This window comes from Kribbella sp. NBC_01510 (assembly GCF_045040325.1).
Taxonomy (GTDB): Bacteria; Actinomycetota; Actinomycetes; order Propionibacteriales; family Kribbellaceae; genus Kribbella.
In genome coordinates this window covers 6,994,914-7,012,295 of sequence record NZ_CP109418.1, presented here as the reverse complement: position 1 = coordinate 7,012,295, position 17,382 = coordinate 6,994,914, and the positions used below count along the sequence as shown (strand labels likewise).

Genomic DNA, 17,382 nt, shown 5'->3' with positions numbered 1-17,382 from the left:
AGGCGTGGCATCGATACGGTCATGGCGCCTCCCGAGCTGGACTGAGGAGCAGAGCGCCGGTCACAAACCTCACCAACCCGCCAGTCCGAGCTGCTGCGCCTGCTTCTTCACGTCCTCGTCGTACCGGGCGGCGCCGTCCTTCGCCTTCCGGATGCCCGAACCCACCTCGACGGTGATCTGCTCGAGCGACGGGCCCTTGACCGGCGAGAGGAACTCCAGCGCCAGGCTGGACGCACCCGGCTTGTCGAGGTACGGCTGCATGTCCTTGATCGACTGGGGTACGTCGTCCCCGAGCGTGCAGCCCTTGACCGCGTACGGACCGGTCGGTGCGCCGGCCGTGTTCTGCGACTTGCACCCGTCCGGGCTGGCGACGAAGGCCTGGAACTTCTTGGCGGCGTCCAGCTTGTCACCCGTGGTGGACTTCGGGATGTAGAGACCACCCGGTGTCCACAACGTCAGGCCGTTCTTGCTCGCGTCGTCACCAGGTAGCGCGAACAGGCCGACGGTCTTGGCCGCGTCGGGGTAGGTGGCGACCATGTTGGCGACCACGCCGGACAGGATCGGGTAGTGCGCACCCTTGCCGGTGGCAAGCATCTTGAGACCGTCCGGCAGCTTGGCCGAGGCGAAGTCCTTGTTCTCGTACCCGGCGTCGTGGACGGCCTCGGTGTGCTCGAATCCCTTGAGCGCGGCCGGCGACGTCGCGTACTTCGCCTGGTTCTGGGTGTACTTGTCGGCGAAGTCCGGCTCGGCCGCCGACACGTTGTGGAAGTCGCCCAGGACGAACAGCTGCGAGGTCCACGTCTCGCCATAGGTCTGGATCACCGGTGCGACGCCGCCACCGGACGCCTTGATCTTGGCGTTGTTGGCCATGAACTCGGCCCAGGTCGTCGGCACCTTCAGCCCGAGCTTGGTGTAGACGGGGATGCTGTAGAGGACCGCACCGCCCTGGAAGCCGCCGACGGGTGCGCCGTACACCTGGCCGTCGGCCGTCACGGTCTTCTTGAAGTTGTCGTCCAGGTCGGCGACCCACGGCTCGTCGTTGACCGAGAGCAGGTTCTTCTGCGGTGCGATCGCATTGAACAGCGACCCGGTGTTGTAGTTGAACACATCGACCATGTCGCCGGTGGACAACCGGGTCTTGATGAGGTTGTCCCCTTCGGTGCCACCCGGCCGGGTCTCCACCTTCACGGTGATGCTGGGGTTCTTCGCGTGGAAGTCCTTGGCCAGTTGCTCGGCCTCCTTCACGTCCTGGTCCTGGTTGGTGGTCAGGTACGTGATCTCGACCGAGCCACCGCCGGCGTTGTCGCTGGAACCGAGACTGCCCGCACTGCACGCGGTCAGGGCGAGCGAGGAGACGGCCAGAACAGTGCTGACGGCCAGTCCTCTCCTGCCTGGGCGGAATGTCATCTTGACCTCCAAGGGGATGTTTCTTCAGGGCATCGGCAGCGGGGCGGTGGTCGGTGGAACAGGGTCAGTTTTCGAGCAGGGCGTCGAGTTTCGCCTGCAGGGCTTGGGCAGCGGGGGAGAAGTCGCGCCGGCTGATCGCGTCGACCAGCTGGCTCGCGGGCAGGTCGAGGTACCGCTCCAGCCGGGCGGCCAGCTCACCGTCGTCGGCGACGACCTCGGTCTCGACGGCCGCGGCGACGAAGGTGTCCCAGCTGGACTCGTGGTCGATGAGTTGCCGGACCGTCGGCTCCGCGGGCAGCGCGGGCGTCTCGGCGTACGTCGCGGTCCACTCGTGCGTGCCGTGGCCGACCTCGACCGGCTCGCTCTCACCGGGTACGGCGACCTGTGCACGCGAGCCGACCGGCACGGTCACGCTGAGCCGGATCTCGCCTTCGGACCGCGTCCACGCCACCGCGGCCTCGCCGTACGGCGTGATGTGCTTGGCCGATGCGGCGGTGAGGTGCGAGGTGAAGAGCGGCCGTACGACGATCGTGCGGTAGCCGGGGTCGCCGGCCGCGAGGCCCGCCACCCGTCGGTGCATCCAGTCGGCGCCGGCGCCGAGCGCGTAGTGGTTGAACGACGTCATCTGGCCGGGGTTGATGCTGCCGTCGGGCAGCATGCTGTCGTAGCGTTCCCAGACCGTCGTCGCGCCCATCGTCACTGAGTACAGCCAAGAGGGGCAGGCTGTCTGTAGCAGAAGGCGGTATGCGAGGTCAGGATGTCCGGAATCGGCCAACGCGTCGGCGATCAGCGGCGTACCGACGAATCCGGTGCTGATCCGGAAACCTGCCGTCCGGACCAGATCCGCAAGGCGCTCGCCGGCGCGCTCCCGCTGGCTCTCCGTCGGCAGCAGGGCCCACTGGAGCGCGAGCGCGTAGTTGGTGGTCGCATCGCTCAGTACGCGTCCACCCTCGGTGGTGTACTCCGCGGCGAACGCCCGCCGGACGCGCGCCGCGAGGTCGGCGTACTCGCGGGCCAGGTCGGCATCGCCGACGACCTCTGTGGCCTTGGCAACGACCTCGGCCGAGCGGGCCAGGTGAGCGGTGGCGAGGACATCCGGGTCCGCCTTCGCGCGGAAGGGGTTCTCCGGCGGAGCGGTCGGGTCGAGCCAGTCACCGAACTGGAAGCCGCCGGACCAGAGCAGGTCGTCGCCGGCCAGGTCCGCCATCTTGTCCACCCAGGCCCGCATGCTCGGCAGTTGGCGCGCGAGCAGACCGGCGTCGCCGGTGCGCTCGTAGATCACCCAGGGGACGATCGTTGCCGCGTCACCCCATGCGGCCGTGGCCGGTGCCGAGTTCTTGAGCACATCCGGTACGACGAACGGCACCGAGCCGTCCTTCTGCTGCTCGGCCGAGAGGTCGGCCAGCCAGTTGGTCAGGAAGCCGGCGGTATCGAACAGGAAGCTCGCAGTGGGCGAGAAGACCTGGATGTCGCCGGTCCAGCCGAGCCGCTCGTCGCGCTGCGGACAGTCGGTCGGCACGTCGACGAAGTTGCCGCGCATACCCCAGACCACGTTCTCGTGGAACCGGTTGAGCAGTGCGTGCGAGGAGTCGAACCAGCCGGTGCGCGGCAGGTCGCTGCCGACCACGATCGCCTCGAGGTCTTCCTTCCGGAGATCGCTGACGCCCGTCACTTCGGCGTACCGGAAGCCGTGGAAGGTGAGCGGCGAGTCGAGGGTGACCTCGTCGGATCCGGCCAGGATGTAGGAGTCGGTGGCCTTGGCGGTACGGAGCGGGCGGACACCGAGCTCGCCGTGCTCGAGGACCTCCGCGTGCCGCAGGACGACCTCGTCGCCCGCGGCGCCGCCCCGGACCGTCAGCCGGACCCGGCCGACCAGGTTCTGGCCGAAGTCGATCAGGGTCTTGCCGGAGGGCGACGTACTGATCTCGATCGCCGGCAGGACGTCGGTGATGCGGACCGGCGGGCCGTCGGGTGCGACGAGCAGACCGAGGTCGGCGTCGAGCACGTCGACAGGTGTGGGCTCTCCCGGCGTACGGCGGAGGTCGGTGCGCTGGCCGTCGTACAGGTCGTCGGCGAGGACCGCGTTCTCGCGTGAGGTCCAGGTGTCGTCGCTGCCGAAGGTGTGGACCTGACCATCGGCCGTGGTGACCTCGAGCTGGGCGAGGACCGCGAGGCGGTTGCCGTACACCTCCTTCTGGTCCTGGAAGCCGAGCCGGCCGCGGTACCAGCCGTTGCCGACGAGGAACTCGAGCCTGTTCTCACCAGGCCGGACCAGGCTCGTCACGTCGTACGTCTGATAGCGCAGCCGATACTGGTACGCCGTCCAGCCGGGCGCCAGCTCTTCGTCGCCGACCCGTTCGCCGTTGAGCTCGGGGAGATAGACGCCGTGCGCGGTCGCGTACAGGCGGGCCTTGACGATGCCGTCCGGCAGGTCGGCGACACCGGCGAGCAGGGGAGCGGGGGAGCCGTAGCTGTTGTCACGCGGGCTCACCAAGCGGGCGGTCCAGTCGTCCGAGCCGAGCAGGCCGACCTCGACGGTCGCGGGCCGGCTCCAGTCACTCCAGTCGCCGTTGCCGCGGACGCGCACCCGGACCTGCGCCGACTCCCGGGAGGCGAGCGGGTCACCCGGCCACGGAACCAGGACCTGCTCGGAGGACTGGACCGTGTAGACCTGCGCTGTCCCGGTGGTGATCTCGACCTCGTACGCCGTCTGCGCGTAGTCGGCGTCCGCGGCCGCAACCTGCCACGACAACCGTGGGGTCGCGGTGCCGAGGCCCAGGACGGGGGCGGCCCGGTGTTCGAAGCGGAGCGAAGTGGGTGCGGCGAGGTTCGACATGAGTCTCCAACCGACGTCGAGTGAAACGATTCATTGGGTGTTCCGGCGAAACGCCTCGTTCTGTTGCGGATTGATGGCTGCGACGTATCAGGGACGTTTCGCCTGTTCCCCGATCCTGCGGCTGGTAGTCGCTGGGGACTAGCCCGGAGTGCACTCGTGGTAGCACAAAATGCACCTTGGCCCGTATCGTGAGGCATGGCCGACGAGCCGGTGAGGACCCGCGGGACCGTGCTGCACTTCGTCGAAGGGACGGTGGTGCACGCCGGTCCGCACGTGCACGAGGACTCGCATCCGCTGCACACGCACAGCTTCTTCGAGCTCGCCCTGGTGATCGGCGGCGACGGCGTTCATCACAGCCTCGCCGGCCGGCAGCGCCTCCAGATCGGGGACGCGATCCTGCTCCGTCCGGGCGTCTGGCACGAATATGAGGAATGTAGTTCTCTCGAGGTCTACAACTGCTGCTTCTCGGCCGACCTCGTCCGCCGCGAGCTCGCCTGGGCGCGCGAGGATCCCTTACTGGGTTACCTGTTGTGGACTGGACCTTTCTCGGCGCAGCGCCGCGGGATGCTGACCACGCACCTCGACCCGGACACTCTGCGAGAAGGTATCGGGCATCTCGACGGTTTGCGGCAGTTGCGGAACCGGCCGCTGAGCCGGCATCGCGGTGAGGTGATCGGCTGGCTGTCGTTGTACCTGAGTTGCGTGGCGCGGACGGTCGCCGAGCGGGACGACCGCGGCGAGCAGACGCATCCCGCCGTACTGGACGCGATGCGGATGATGGAGGCGGATCCGGCCAGGCCGTGGACGCTGACCGATCTGGCGAACGCATTGCATCTTGCGCCCGGGTACCTGGTCCGGTTGTTCAAGTCGGTGACCGGGATGCCGCCGATGGCTTATCTGTCCCGGCATCGGGTCGAGCTCGCGGCCGACCAGTTGCTGCACACGGACCTGCCGATCAGCCGGATCGGCGAGTCCGTCGGGTGGCCCGATCAGAACTATTTCGCCCGCCGATTCAAGTCCCACTACGGGCTCAGCGCATCGACCTATCGGCATCGTTTCAATTCGCTGCGGATCAGTCCTTCCGTGCACTGATCAGCAGCTCGAGACCGTCGAGGATGCGGTCGAGGCCGAACTCGAGGCCCTGGTTCTCGCTGCCGGCCGCGGTGCGCAGGGCCGCGGCGAGATTGGGGAAACGCTCGGACTCGGTGCTGAGGATCTCGGCCAGTGACTGGGTCACCTCCTCCTCGGTGAGGCCGACGCTGTGACCGGGGAAGGTCGTCGACTGCTGGGCGATGTTCCGGACGTGGCTGGTGATGACCAGGATCGAGTCGAGCTGCTCGCCGCCACGCAGGCCCGAGTCGCCGAGGGCTGCGAGCCCCTGCTCCATCCAGGCGAGTTCGTTCGGCCCGAGCAGGCGGCGTCCGATGGTCGACTGCAGTAGCCAGGGGTGACGACTGAAGCCCGCGTAGAGGTCCATCGCCCACATCTGCAGTGCTTCGCGCCACGGCAGGCCGGGCCGCTCCGGCGGTGCGCCCATCGCCAGGTCGCTCATCACGGCGAGGAGTTCGGTCTTGCCGGGCACGTAGCGGTAGAGCGCCATCTTGGTGACCGGCAGCTCGCCGGCGATGCGCTGCATCGAGACCGCGTCGAGTCCTTCCGCGTCGGCGATCCGGATCGCGGCCTCGGCGATCCCGGTCAGGGTGATCGCCGGTTTCGGGCCGCGACTCGGCGCCGGCTGCCTGCCCCAGAGCAGTTCGGTCATCGGTGCTCCCTTCCGGATGCGCTTGAACTGTGTCTACCATACACATTATTGTGTCCGACGGACACAATAAGTCAGGAGGCGGAGATGAAGGTTCTGGTATCGGGTGCGAGTGTCGCGGGCCCGTCGGTGGCGCTCTGGCTGGGACGGGCCGGCCACGACGTGACCGTGGTCGAGATCGCGCCGGCGTTGCGGCAGGGCGGGTACGCCGTGGACTTCCGGGGCGAGGTGAACAAGGCCGTGCTCGGCCGGATGGGCGTGCTGGATGATCTCCGGGCGCTCCAGACCGGTGGCACCGCGATGCGGTTCGTGGACGAGTCCGGGCGGCGGCTGATGCGGTTGCCCGCCGAGTTCGCGGGCGGTGAGCTCGAGGTCCTGCGCGCGGACCTGTCCCGGGTGTTGTACGAGCACAGTCGCGAGCGGGCGGCGTACCGGTTCGGCGACTCGATCGCCGGACTGCGTGAGCATGTCGGCGGGGTGGATGTGCGCTTCGAGAGCGGGCTGGAGGAGACGTACGACCTCGTCATCGGCGCGGACGGGATGCATTCGGTGGTACGCCGGCTGGCCTGGCCGGCGGAGCGGGTGACCGAGCGTCATCTCGGGTACTACGTCGCCGGCTGGGAGGTGCCGAACACGATGGGCATCAGCGGTGACGGGCTCCACTACAACGTGCCTGGGAGGTTGGCGAGTGTTGGTGCGGACCGGCGCGACCCCGCGCTGGCGCAGACGCTGTTCGTGTTCAGGTCACCGGAGCTGCGATACAACCGGCGCGACCAGGACGAGCAGAAGGCCATCGTGCGTGAGCATTTCGCGGATCTCGGCTGGCACGTGCCGGCATTACTCGATGGGTTGCCGGCGGCAACTGAGTTGTACTTCGACTCGATCAGCCGAGTGCATGTGGATCGCTGGTCCAACGGCCGGCTCGTGCTGCTCGGCGACGCCGGGTACGGCGCGACCTTCGGGGCGCTCGGCACGGGTACGGCGGTCGTGGGGGCGTACGTCCTGGCGGGGGAGTTGGCGCGAGCGGGCGGCGACTACCAGGCCGCGTTCGAGCGGTACGAGGCACGGCTGCGCAAGGCGGTCTCGACCACACAGGATGGCAGTCAGGCCGGACGGTTCCTCGCGCCGGCCACCAGGCTCGGGATCATCGCGCGGAACCGGATCCTCGACAACCGGTTCTTCCTCAAGCAGATGCTCAAGATGGCCCAGAAGATGAGCAACCTGATCGAGCTGCCCAACTACTCAGTGCAGCAAGGGGAGCTTGTGGAGGAATGACTCCCAGGGGTCCGGGAACCATCCCGGGACACCGAGCACGGCTAGGTAGAGCCAGATCGCGACGATCACGCAGAGGAAGAGGGCGAGCGTGCCGAGCGCCTTCAGCCAGGCGGGCTGCCTGCCGGTCCAGGCGGTGAGTGCCTTCACCCAGTCCCGGACCCGATAGAGCAGGCGCTGAGCCCACTCGAACTCGCTGGACAGTACGGCGAGGCCGGCGATGAACAACGGGATGCCGCCCGGTCCGGGCAGCCAGCCGGTCAAAGGCGCGGCGATGATCAGCAACCCACCGACCACCCCGACGCCGATGCGGTAGATCAGGAGCTTCCTCGGATTCGCCCGGATCCGCCGCCGCCACTCCCACCGGTCGTCCTGAGCGTCCAGCGTGATGTTGTGATCAGTGCGGTCGGGACTGTTCTGCTCGGCCACGATGCAAGCCTACGCGCTGGGCGGCTTCCCGAACTCCCAATGCCACGGCTCTTCGCGGCTGCCGCCCTGATCGGCCCACTGGGGGTGGACCCAGCCGAAGGCGGGCGCATGGGCCTTCATCCACTGGTACTGCGCGGTGCCGTACTTCTCGATGCCGCCGCAGAGATCGACCGCGACACCCCAGCCGTGGTTCGACGTGCCCGGGAGCGCGGCCAGTGACGGCTTGCGCGCGTACAGGTCGACCTGGGAGGCGTAGGAGCGGTACGAGTCGGTGATGCAGAGCGTGTTGCCGAAGTGGGCGCGGTAGGCGGTGGCCAGTTGCTGGTACGCCGCCGCCGCGTCACACCGGAGCATGTGACCGGACGCGATCCCGCACAGCTTGCTCGCCGGGATCATGCCGTTGCTGTAGCCACCCCAGCCCATGCTCGCGGAGCCGGTGGCCAGGAACGGCATCGGGTTGACCGGCTCGCCGCCGAGGTGGACCTCGAAGTGCAGGTGCGGTCCGGTCGAGTTGCCTTCGGTGCCGACGGCGCCGATCCGTTGGCCGGCGGTCACCTGCTGACCGTCGGCGACGTCGATCTTGCTGAGGTGGGCGTAGAGCGTCTCCAGGCCGTTGCCGTGGTCGATGCGCACGAGGTTCCCGGCCCAGGCCGGGTGCTCGACCCGGACGACACCGGCCGTCACCGCGTGGACCGGCGTACCGACGGCGGCCACGAAGTCCTGACCGGTGTGGAAGCCGGTCGCCCACATCGGCCCGGCCTGACCGAACGGCGTACCGATGTCATACGTCCCGTCGGCCAGCGGCCAGGTCCAGGCGCCCGAACCGATGTTGTACGACGTCGCCGTGTTGCCGCAGCGGAAGTCGACGGCGTCCGAGGCCGCGGCGGGCGCGACCTGCGGCTTGACCGGAGCGCCGAGCGTCGGGCGCAGGGCGGCGTACAGGTTGTCCGGGACGGCGGTGACGACGACCGAGCCCTTCGCCTCGTCGGAGGCGATCATCTCGCCGTTGTCGAGGGCGACGCCGATGTGGACGAGTCCGAGCGACTTGCTGCCCATCACGAGCAGGTCGCCGGGCTCGATCTGGCTCGTGGGCACGGCCTGGTAGTCCGGATAGACCTTGCCGACCAGGTTGGGGAGGGTCGTGTAGGGCTGCCAAGCGACCCGCGCCGCGCCGAGGCAGCCGTACTTGTCCGGGCCGGTCGCGGCCACGCCGTACGGCTTGCCGAGCAGGCTGAAGGCCTGGTTCACCGCGCGGATCGTCTCGGCGGACAGCACCCGGACGGTCCGGCCGGCGGCGGCCATGGTCGCGACACCGGCGACGGGCGCACCCCGCCGGGTGAGCGGCTTCAGCCCGGCCGGGAGCTTGGCCGGGTTCTTCAGTACGGCGGCCGCCGGGGGAGTGACCTTCGCGGTCGACAGCTCGGTCAGGTAGGTCTGCCAGCGGACGAGCGCCTGCTGGTTGCGCGCGAGTTGCAGCTGCTTGGACAGCTCGGACGCTCCGTCGAGGTCGGCGGCCTGGCCTTCCATCGCGGACGCGGCGAACGCGGCCTTCTGCTGGACCTGCTGACTGAGCTCCTTCGCCTTGGCGGCGGCCTCGTTCGCGGCGGCCCGCTTGCCGGCGGCGTCCGCGGTGAGCCGGTCGGCCTCGTTCGCCGCGGCCATCGCCGTCCGGTACTGCGCGACCTGGGTGCTGCCGAGCTGGGTGATCGCGGTCTGCCGGTCGGCGATCTCCTGCAGGTTCTCCGCGATCGGGGCGAGCGACCACAGCATCGACTCGGTGCCCATCACGGTCGGGATCCCCATTTGATAGGCCTGCGCGGTCAGGAGCCCGAGCTGGTGACGCTCGGTCTCTGCCTTGTTCTTGGAGACGGTCGCGCTGGCCTCGGCCTTCTTCGCGGTGGCCTCCGCGGTCTGCGCGGCCTTGAGCGCGTTCGTGTAGGCGATGGTCGCCTTGGCGAAGTCGGCCTGGACGGCGGCGGCCTCGGCCTGCAGCTCTTCGAGCGACCGGTTCACGTCCGTGACGGACGCTGGTGGCGGCGGCGTGGGGTCGTCCGCGTACGCCGGCAGTGCGACCACTGCCAGCACTGTGCCGAGTGCTGCGAACCACAGCCCTCGGCGGCTCCCCAGAACCATCGGGCCCCCATCGTCGTCGCCTCACGCACGCGGAGGGAGACGGCCCCCGCGTGGCCCCCAGCGTAGGCGGCGAACGGTCCTGGCGGAACCCGGATGAACGGACTGTAACCGTAGTAAGTACGGCCCGGCGGGCCGATGGCGGACAAGACTGCCCGATCGGGCCATCGCAGTGACCCCGGTCACGCCCGCGGCAGAGCGTCGTACCGGTGGTCCGGAGGGCTGGTGCGACCCACTAAAGTTCACAGCATGGCCTCGCACTTTGACGTTGTTGTCCTCGGCGCGGGTCCGGGTGGGTACGTCGCGGCGATCCGCGCTGCCCAGCTCGGGCTCAAGACCGCCATCATCGAGAAGAAGTACTGGGGCGGTGTCTGCCTGAACGTGGGCTGTATCCCGTCCAAGGCGCTGCTGCGCAACGCCGAGCTGGCGCACATCTTCCAGAAGGAGGCGAAGACCTTCGGCATCAGCGGCGAGGTCAGCTTCGACTTCCCGACCGCGGTGCAGCGCAGCCGGAAGGTGGCCGACGGCCGGGTCAAGGGCGTCCACTTCCTGATGAAGAAGAACAACATCACCGAGTTCGACGGCTGGGGCTCGTTCACCGACGCCAACACGCTCGACGTGACGCTGAACGACGGCTCCTCGGAGACCGTCACGTTCGACAACTGCATCCTGGCCACCGGCGCGACCACCAAGCTGCTGCCGGGCACGCAGCTGAGCGACCGCGTGGTGACGTTCGAGGAGCAGATCGTCACCGAGGAGCTGCCGGGCTCGATCATCATCGCCGGCGCCGGCGCGATCGGTGTCGAGTTCGCCTACGTGCTGGCCAACTACGGCGTCAAGGTCACCATCGTCGAGTTCCTGGACCGGATCATGCCGCTCGAGGACGCCGAGGTGTCCAAGGAGCTGGCCAAGGCGTACAAGAAGCTCGGCGTCGACGTGCTGACCGGCACCCGGGTCGACTCGATCGACGACTCCGGCGACACGGTGAAGGTCACCGTGACCGGCAAGGACGGCGCCCAGCAGACGCTGGAGGCCGACAAGGTCCTGCAGGCGATCGGCTTCCAGCCGCGCGTCGACGGCTACGGCCTGGACAAGATCGGCGTCGCCCTGACCGAGCGCGGCGCGATCGGCATCGACGGCTTCTGCCGGACCAACGTGCCGAACATCTTCGCCATCGGTGACGTGACCGCGAAGCTGATGCTCGCGCACGCGGCCGAGGCGATGGGCGTGGTCGCGGCGGAGACCATCGCCGGGCACGAGACGATGGAGCTGGACTACAAGATGATCCCGCGGGCGACCTTCTGCCAGCCGCAGATCGCCAGCTTCGGGTGGACCGAGGAAGAGGCCCGGCTGGAGGGCTTCCACGTCAAGGTCGCCAAGTTCCCGTTCACCGCGAACGGCAAGGCGCACGGCCTCGGCGACCCGACCGGTTTCGTCAAGGTGATCAGCGACGCCAAGTACGGCGAACTACTCGGCGCGCACCTGATCGGCCCGGAGGTCACCGAGCTGCTGCCCGAGCTGACCCTGGCGCAGAAGTGGGACCTGACCACCAAGGAACTGGCCCGCAACGTGCACGCCCACCCCACCCTGAGCGAGGCACTCCAAGAGGCCTTCCACGGCCTCGAAGGCCACATGATCAACTTCTGATCGCTGTCGCAGCGAAGCCCCGGACCAGGCGGTCCGGGGCTTCGTCGTTCGGGACCGAGGTCCCGGCGATCCGGGACTTTCGGCCGCAGTGCCGGGCCGGTGTCAGGTGATGAGCTTTGGTCGCAGGATTTCTCGCTGAAGGCAGGCCGGATGACATCGTGCGACCAGTACGAACCAGACACCACCCACGAGCTGCACGCGGATGTGGAGACCTACCACCAGGGCGGCACGTGGTACACGCGGCGTTGTGACAGTACGGAGCCATTCGCCTCCGGGGCGAGCAGGCTGCGGCTGATCGCGATCGGCGTCGAGGTCGCCCGCTGGAACGGGCTGCGGCACCTGATCCGCGACACCGACGGGACGATCGCGGAGATCAACACCTACCTCACCGGGCCGTATCCGGCCCGATCACCGATCGCGCATCAGCGCCTCCGCCCGTGAGCGCGGCGGTTCAGCGGTCGGTGACGTCGCCCAGGACGGGCTTGACGTCGACGATGGGGGTGCCGTCGAGAGCTTCGAGATTGTTCACCTGAATCCGCGGGCCGTCGGTGGCGAGGACCGTGACGCGATGCAGGCCGAGGGGATTCGGCCGGTCGGGCGAGCGGGTGCTGAAGACACCGGTGGGCGGCCGGGTCCGGTCGCCGCGCGGATGCACCGTGAGTACGTCGCGATCGGCGCGGTCGAACCAGGTGATGAGGATGATTTCGTCGCCGGCCGCTACATCGGCGAGTGCCGCCAGGACCGACTCGTCGAAGACGACCCACGCGTCGGGTCCACCTTCGTCGCCCTGGCGTGGCGCGTCGGCTCGCGTGATGAGTGCGGATTGGACGCGGCCGATGACCCGCAGGGTCAGGTCGGTCATCGGGCCGGGTAGCGGTAGACGGTCTGCAGCGGCTCGCCGTCCACATGGATGTGCAGTGCGAAGCCGGGATGGGCCGTGGGGTCCAACAACGTCCCCGCCGCGGTAGCGGGTTCGAGGGGGAGCGGGATCGAGGACCGGATGCTGGGGGCGACGCGGAGCGGGATGCCGGCGAAGGTGGCGGCGATGGCGTTGTGGACGTGGCCGGCGAACAGGGCGGTGACCGGTTTGCCTTCGAGGACGGCCGCGAACGGCTCGCGAGTCCGGAGCATCCACTGATCCATCGTCGGGTGATGGAGGTTGAACGGCGGGTGGTGGAAGGCGACGAACAACGGTCCGTCGAACGGTTCCCGCAGTACGCCGTCGAGCCAGGCCAGCGACTCCTCCGGCAGCAGTCCGTGGTTCTCACCCGGGACCGTCGTGTCGAGCAGGACGAACCGCGCCGCACCGACATCGCGGACCTGATGGACCGGATGGCCTTCGCCGGGTGAGTCGACGAGCGACGAGAGCGCCGCCCGCAGCGGCACGCTCACATCGTGGTTACCCGGCAGCACAAGCACCGGCAGATCCAGCTTGAGCTCCGCGGCCAGCTCGGCGTACTCCGCCTCCAGCCCGTGATCGGCGAGATCGCCGGTGACGAGGATGACGTCCACCGGCCGCCGGAAGTCCTTCAGGTACGCCGTGATCCGCCGCAACCGGTCACGCGCCTCCTCCGAGCCGTCGAGATGCGAGTCACTCAGGTGCGCGATCACGTACATGCCTGCACCTTAACCGCAGAAGCCGGTCAGCAGATCTCCACACGGAACGAGACCACTGCGTCGGTCCCCACTTCTCCGAGCCCCATACGTACTGGCCCGCGGTGAACGGATGCTTACCGACCGATGACACGCAGGCTCGAGACTTGGCCGGTCCGGGCCGGTCTGCGAGATTGGGCGGCATGGCTGAGAACGTGGATGTGGTCGTGGTCGGAGTCGGCGTCGGCGGCGAGGAGACGACCGGCCGGCTGGCGCAGGCGGGATTGCGGGTGGTGGGGATCGAGTCCCGCCTGGTCGGCGGTGAATGCCCGTACTACGGCTGCATCCCGAGCAAGATGATGATCCGGGCCGCGAACCTGATCGCCGAGACCCGCCGCGTCGACGGCATGGCCGGTACGGCGACCGTCGAGCCGGACTGGGCTCCGGTGGCCAAGCGCATCCGCGAGGAGGCCACCGACACCTGGAACGACCAGGTCGCGGTGGACCGGCTGGTGAACAAGGGCGCCACTGTCATCAAGGACCGCGCCACGATCACCGGACCCAGCACGGTCCGGGCCGGGGACCGCGAGTACGAGGCGTCCCGCGGCATCGTGATCGCGACCGGCACGCTCCCGGCGATCCCGCCGATCGACGGGCTCGCGGGGACGCCGTACTGGACGAACCGGGAGGCGATCGAGGCGGAGACACTACCGGCCACGATCCTGGTGCTCGGCGGTGGAGCGATCGGGATAGAGCTGGCCCAGGTGTTCGCCCGGTTCGGCACGAAGGTGACCGTGATCGAGGGCGCGGCCGACGTGTTGTCGATGGAGGAGCCGGAGTCCGGCGTACTGGCCCGGGAGGCGCTGGAGCGCGACGGCGTCACCTTCCGGACCGGGGTGCACGCCAAGCAGGTCGGGTACGCCGGTGACACGTTCACCGTCACACTCGACGACGGGTCCTCGGTCAGTGGGGAGAAGTTGCTGGTGGCAACGGGACGCCGGATCGCTACCGACGACCTCGGCCTGGACAAGCTGGGACTCGACCCGAAGGCGCGCCGGATCGAGGTGGACGAGCACGTCCGGGCCGGCGACAAGCTGTGGGCGATCGGCGACGTCACCGGGGTCGGCGTGTTCACCCACAACGCGATGTACCAGGCCGACATCGCGGTCCGCGACATCCTGCAGGAGCCGGACGCGCCGACCGCGAGCTACCACGCGATGCCGCGGGTGACGTTCACCGATCCCGAGATCGGTGCGGTCGGGATGACCGAGAAGCAAGCGCGCGACGCCGGGCTGAACGTGCGGACCGGGTCGACCCCGATCCCGGCCTCGACCCGCGGCTGGATCCACAAGGCCGGCAACGAGGGCTTCATCAAGGTGGTCGCGGACGCCGATCGGGGTGTCCTGGTCGGTGCGACGAGTGCCGGCCCGACCGGTGGCGAGGTGCTCAGCGCGCTCGCGCTGGCGGTGCACGCGGCAGTTCCCGTTCACACTCTGCGACAGATGATCTACGCGTACCCGACCTTCCACCGCGCGATCGGGGAAGCCCTGAAGCCGTTGTGAGACGGCTTCTTGCGAATGCGTCGCAACTAGATCAAGAATGTGGCCGTGCATGTTCCTGACGGCTTCTTCGACGCGCCGACCTCCGTCGCCACCGGGCTGATCGCCGCGGGCGCGGTCGGGTTCAGCCTGCAGCGGGCGAATCGGGAGATCCGCGAGACCGGTCCGGCGCTGGCCGGGCTGACCGCCGCCTTCGTGTTCGCGGTGCAGATGGTGAACTTCCCGGTCGGCGCGGGGACCAGCGGACACTTGCTCGGTGGCGCGCTGGCCGCGGCGCTGGTCGGCCCGTGGACCGCCGTACTCGTGATGTCGACGGTGCTCTTGGTCCAGGGGTTGTTGTTCGCGGACGGCGGGCTGACCGCCCTCGGGACGAACATCACGCTGATGGGGCTGATCACGGTGCTCGTCGGGTACGTCCTGATCCGGGCGGTGCTGCGGGTTCTGCCGCGCCGGCCCGGCAGCGTCGTACCGGCGGCGACGCTCGGGGCGCTGGTGTCGGTGCCGGTCGCGGCGCTGGCGTTCACCGGGCTGTATGCGATCGGCGGCGCGGTCGACATCCCGCTCGGCAAGCTCGCGACCGCGATGGTCGGCTGGCACATCCTGGTCGGGATCGGCGAGGCGGTCATCACCGCCGCCGTACTGAGCGCGGTCGTGGCGACCCGGCCGGATCTCGTCTACGCTGCCCGCCACCTGCAGCAGGACCTGATCCTGGTCGATGCCGACGGCAACACCTCCACGGTGTCGCCGGACAAGGCGATCGCTACCAAGCCGGCCGGTCGCTCGCTCGGCGTCGGGATCGCGCTCACGCTGATGGTGGCCGGTGGGCTGAGTTTGTTCGCGAGCGCGCGCCCGGACGGGCTCGAGTTCGTCGGCGCCAAGCTCGGCTTCGAGAGCGCGGCCAAGGGCTCCGCGGCCGCGAGTAGTCCGCTCGCCGACTACGGCGTCAGCGGGATCGGCAACTCCCAGGTCTCCGGTGCGCTCGCCGGCATCATCGGCGTACTGGTCACGATCGTGGTCGGCCTGGCGATCGCCAAGCTGGCGTCGCTGCGTGCCGGCAAAGCGTCGTGAGCGGAGACGGTCTTCTCGTCGCGGTGGACAGCCGGATCCACCGGATCCCGGCGCAGGTGAAACTCGTCGCCCTGTTCGTCTTCGTGCTCGCCGTCGTCTCCACCCCGGCGGCCGCCTTCTGGGCGTTCGGCGCGTACGCCGTGATGCTCGTGGCCGCCGTGGTCGTCGCGAAACTGCCGGCCCCGGTCGTGTCACGGCGGCTGGCCGTGGAGACGCCGTTCATCGTGTTCGCGTTGCTGCTGCCCTTCGTGGCGACCGGGCCGACCGTCTCGGTGCTGGGAGTTGAGTTGTCGGAGTCCGGCGTACTCGGGGCCTGGAACGTGCTGGCCAAGGGCACCCTCGGGGTGGTCGCGGCGATCGTGCTGTCGGCGACCACGGGACCGCGTGACGTGCTGGCCGGCCTCGAGCGGCTGCGGCTGCCGTCGACGCTGGTCGCGATCCTGTCGTTCATGGTCCGGTACCTGAGTGTGGTGTCGGACGACCTGCACCGGATGCGGATCGCGCGGGAGTCGCGCGGCTACACCGGCGGCCGGGTCGGTCATCTGAAGGCGGTTGCCGGGGGAGTGGGGGCATTGTTCGTGCGCAGCTTCGAGCGAGGTGAGCGGGTGCATCTGGCCATGCGGTCACGCGGCTACACCGGCCGGATGCCGCTGCTGAGCGTCGCGGGTGCGACGCGTGAACAATGGCTGCAGGGGATGACGATGTCCCTCGTGGCCGTGCTGATCGCGGTCGCGGCCAGGGTGGTCGGCCTGTGAGCGGTCCCGCGATCCATGTCGAGCGTCTGGTCTTCGCCTATCCCGATGGCCGGCAGGCGTTGTTCGGCGTCGACTTCACGGTCCAGCGTGGCGAGCGGGTCGCATTGCTCGGGCCGAACGGCGCCGGCAAGACCACGCTCGTCCTGCATCTGAACGGGATCCTCGGCTCGGTGGCCGGCGGCACCGGCAGCGGCCGGATCGAGATCGGTGGGACCGGTTTGCACCGGGAGCATCTGTCCGTGGTCCGGCGGAAGGTCGGGCTGGTGTTCCAGGACCCGGACGACCAGCTGTTCATGCCGACAGTGCGCGACGACGTGGCCTTCGGTCCGGCGAACCTCGGACTGCGCGGCTCCGAGCTGGACGACCGGGTGCACGAGGCGCTGGTGCAGGTCGGGATGCAGGACCACGCCGATCTGGCGCCGCATCACCTGTCGTTCGGTCAGCGGCGGCGGGTCGCGGTGGCGACGGTCCTGGCGATGCGGCCGGAGGTGCTCGTGCTCGACGAGCCGTCGAGCAACCTGGACCCGGCCGCCCGGCGAGAGCTCGCCGACATCCTGGCCGGCCTGGACGTGACACTGCTGATGATCACGCACGACCTGCCGTACGCGCTGCAGCTGTGTGAGCGCAGCCTGCTGATGGACGACGGCCGGATCGTTGCCGACGGCAAGACTCGCGATCTGCTCGGCGACGCCGACCTGATGGCCGCCCACCGCCTGGAGCTCCCCTACGGCTTCGACCCCCTCTCCGTCCCCGGCCCCGAACGCTGACCTGCCGGCCGACAACTCTGCACGCGCACGAATATCCGGTCCACCGAGGCGCCCGCAGGGCGCGGACACCTTGTCGGAACCTAGTGCCTCGCCAAGAACGCTGAGGTCGCCACCACACTTGGCTTCTGCCCAGGGCAATTTCAGGGGAGAACCTCGCAGC

General features: G+C 69.0%; 15 protein-coding genes. 8 read left to right on the top strand and 7 right to left on the bottom strand.

Annotated features, from left to right (window positions below):
• Positions 1 to 69 precede the first annotated feature (69 nt).
• Positions 70 to 1,407, bottom strand: coding sequence for an ABC transporter substrate-binding protein (locus OG558_RS34665; protein ID WP_405066753.1), 1,338 nt, complete (start codon positions 1,405 to 1,407; stop codon positions 70 to 72).
• Between the two features lie 64 nt (positions 1,408 to 1,471).
• Positions 1,472 to 4,243, bottom strand: a complete 2,772-nt coding sequence (locus OG558_RS34660) for a family 78 glycoside hydrolase catalytic domain (RefSeq protein ID WP_405066752.1) — start codon at positions 4,241 to 4,243, stop codon at positions 1,472 to 1,474.
• A gap of 195 nt (positions 4,244 to 4,438) precedes the next feature.
• Between OG558_RS34660 and OG558_RS34655 the strand changes: the two genes are divergently transcribed.
• A complete protein-coding gene (locus OG558_RS34655; RefSeq protein ID WP_405066751.1) occupies positions 4,439 to 5,335 on the top strand; it encodes an AraC family transcriptional regulator in 897 nt (298 codons plus the stop codon).
• Here OG558_RS34655 and OG558_RS34650 read toward each other — a convergent pair.
• Positions 5,316 to 6,005 carry a TetR/AcrR family transcriptional regulator gene (locus OG558_RS34650; protein WP_405066750.1) on the bottom strand — a complete coding sequence of 230 codons (690 nt, stop codon included), beginning with the start codon at positions 6,003 to 6,005 and terminating at the stop codon, positions 5,316 to 5,318. The genes OG558_RS34655 and OG558_RS34650 overlap by 20 nt on opposite strands.
• 84 nt (positions 6,006 to 6,089) lie before the next feature.
• On the opposite strand from OG558_RS34650, the gene OG558_RS34645 reads away from it, so the two are divergent.
• The gene (locus tag OG558_RS34645) at positions 6,090 to 7,277 is read left to right on the top strand and encodes an FAD-dependent monooxygenase (RefSeq protein ID WP_405066748.1); all 1,188 of its coding nucleotides are present in this window, start codon (positions 6,090 to 6,092) and stop codon (positions 7,275 to 7,277) included.
• On the opposite strand, the gene OG558_RS34640 is transcribed toward OG558_RS34645, so the two are convergent.
• Together OG558_RS34640 and OG558_RS34635 are read right to left on the bottom strand one after the other, a co-directional pair.
• Positions 7,245 to 7,703 carry a PGPGW domain-containing protein gene (locus OG558_RS34640; RefSeq protein ID WP_329477050.1) on the bottom strand — a complete coding sequence of 153 codons (459 nt, stop codon included), beginning with the start codon at positions 7,701 to 7,703 and terminating at the stop codon, positions 7,245 to 7,247. The two genes, OG558_RS34645 and OG558_RS34640, sit on opposite strands and share 33 nt — an antisense overlap.
• Before the next feature lie 9 nt (positions 7,704 to 7,712).
• Entirely contained in the window at positions 7,713 to 9,836 is a 2,124-nt protein-coding gene (locus OG558_RS34635; RefSeq protein WP_405066747.1) for a peptidoglycan DD-metalloendopeptidase family protein, read from the bottom strand.
• A gap of 246 nt (positions 9,837 to 10,082) precedes the next feature.
• On the opposite strand from OG558_RS34635, the gene lpdA reads away from it, so the two are divergent.
• Positions 10,083 to 11,480, top strand: a complete 1,398-nt coding sequence (gene lpdA, locus OG558_RS34630; protein ID WP_405066746.1) for a dihydrolipoyl dehydrogenase — start codon at positions 10,083 to 10,085, stop codon at positions 11,478 to 11,480.
• A gap of 150 nt (positions 11,481 to 11,630) precedes the next feature.
• The gene (locus OG558_RS34625; protein WP_329477054.1) at positions 11,631 to 11,921 is read left to right on the top strand and encodes a hypothetical protein; all 291 of its coding nucleotides are present in this window, start codon (positions 11,631 to 11,633) and stop codon (positions 11,919 to 11,921) included.
• Between the two features lie 10 nt (positions 11,922 to 11,931).
• On the opposite strand, the gene tsaA is transcribed toward OG558_RS34625, so the two are convergent.
• Both tsaA and OG558_RS34615 read right to left on the bottom strand, forming a co-directional pair.
• Positions 11,932 to 12,342, bottom strand: coding sequence for a tRNA (N6-threonylcarbamoyladenosine(37)-N6)-methyltransferase TrmO (gene tsaA / locus OG558_RS34620; protein WP_405066745.1), 411 nt, complete (start codon positions 12,340 to 12,342; stop codon positions 11,932 to 11,934).
• Complete coding sequence (locus OG558_RS34615; RefSeq protein WP_405066744.1) at positions 12,339 to 13,097, bottom strand: metallophosphoesterase; 759 nt, start codon at positions 13,095 to 13,097, stop codon at positions 12,339 to 12,341. The genes tsaA and OG558_RS34615 overlap by 4 nt, the downstream gene beginning before the upstream one ends.
• Before the next feature lie 179 nt (positions 13,098 to 13,276).
• On the opposite strand from OG558_RS34615, the gene OG558_RS34610 reads away from it, so the two are divergent.
• From OG558_RS34610 to OG558_RS34595, 4 genes are read left to right on the top strand one after another with little or no spacing between them, the layout of a single operon-like run.
• Positions 13,277 to 14,635 carry a dihydrolipoyl dehydrogenase family protein gene (locus tag OG558_RS34610; RefSeq protein ID WP_405066743.1) on the top strand — a complete coding sequence of 453 codons (1,359 nt, stop codon included), beginning with the start codon at positions 13,277 to 13,279 and terminating at the stop codon, positions 14,633 to 14,635.
• Between the two features lie 45 nt (positions 14,636 to 14,680).
• Positions 14,681 to 15,700 (top strand): energy-coupling factor ABC transporter permease, encoded by a 1,020-nt coding sequence (locus OG558_RS34605; RefSeq protein ID WP_405066742.1) that lies wholly within the window; start codon positions 14,681 to 14,683, stop codon positions 15,698 to 15,700.
• On the top strand, positions 15,697 to 16,455 hold the full coding sequence (gene cbiQ / locus OG558_RS34600) for a cobalt ECF transporter T component CbiQ (RefSeq protein ID WP_405066741.1): 759 nt from the start codon (positions 15,697 to 15,699) through the stop codon (positions 16,453 to 16,455). Before OG558_RS34605 ends, cbiQ begins: the two co-directional genes overlap by 4 nt.
• The gene (locus OG558_RS34595) at positions 16,452 to 17,222 is read left to right on the top strand and encodes an ABC transporter ATP-binding protein (protein WP_329477065.1); all 771 of its coding nucleotides are present in this window, start codon (positions 16,452 to 16,454) and stop codon (positions 17,220 to 17,222) included. Before cbiQ ends, OG558_RS34595 begins: the two co-directional genes overlap by 4 nt.
• The last annotated feature ends 160 nt before the right edge of the window (positions 17,223 to 17,382 follow it).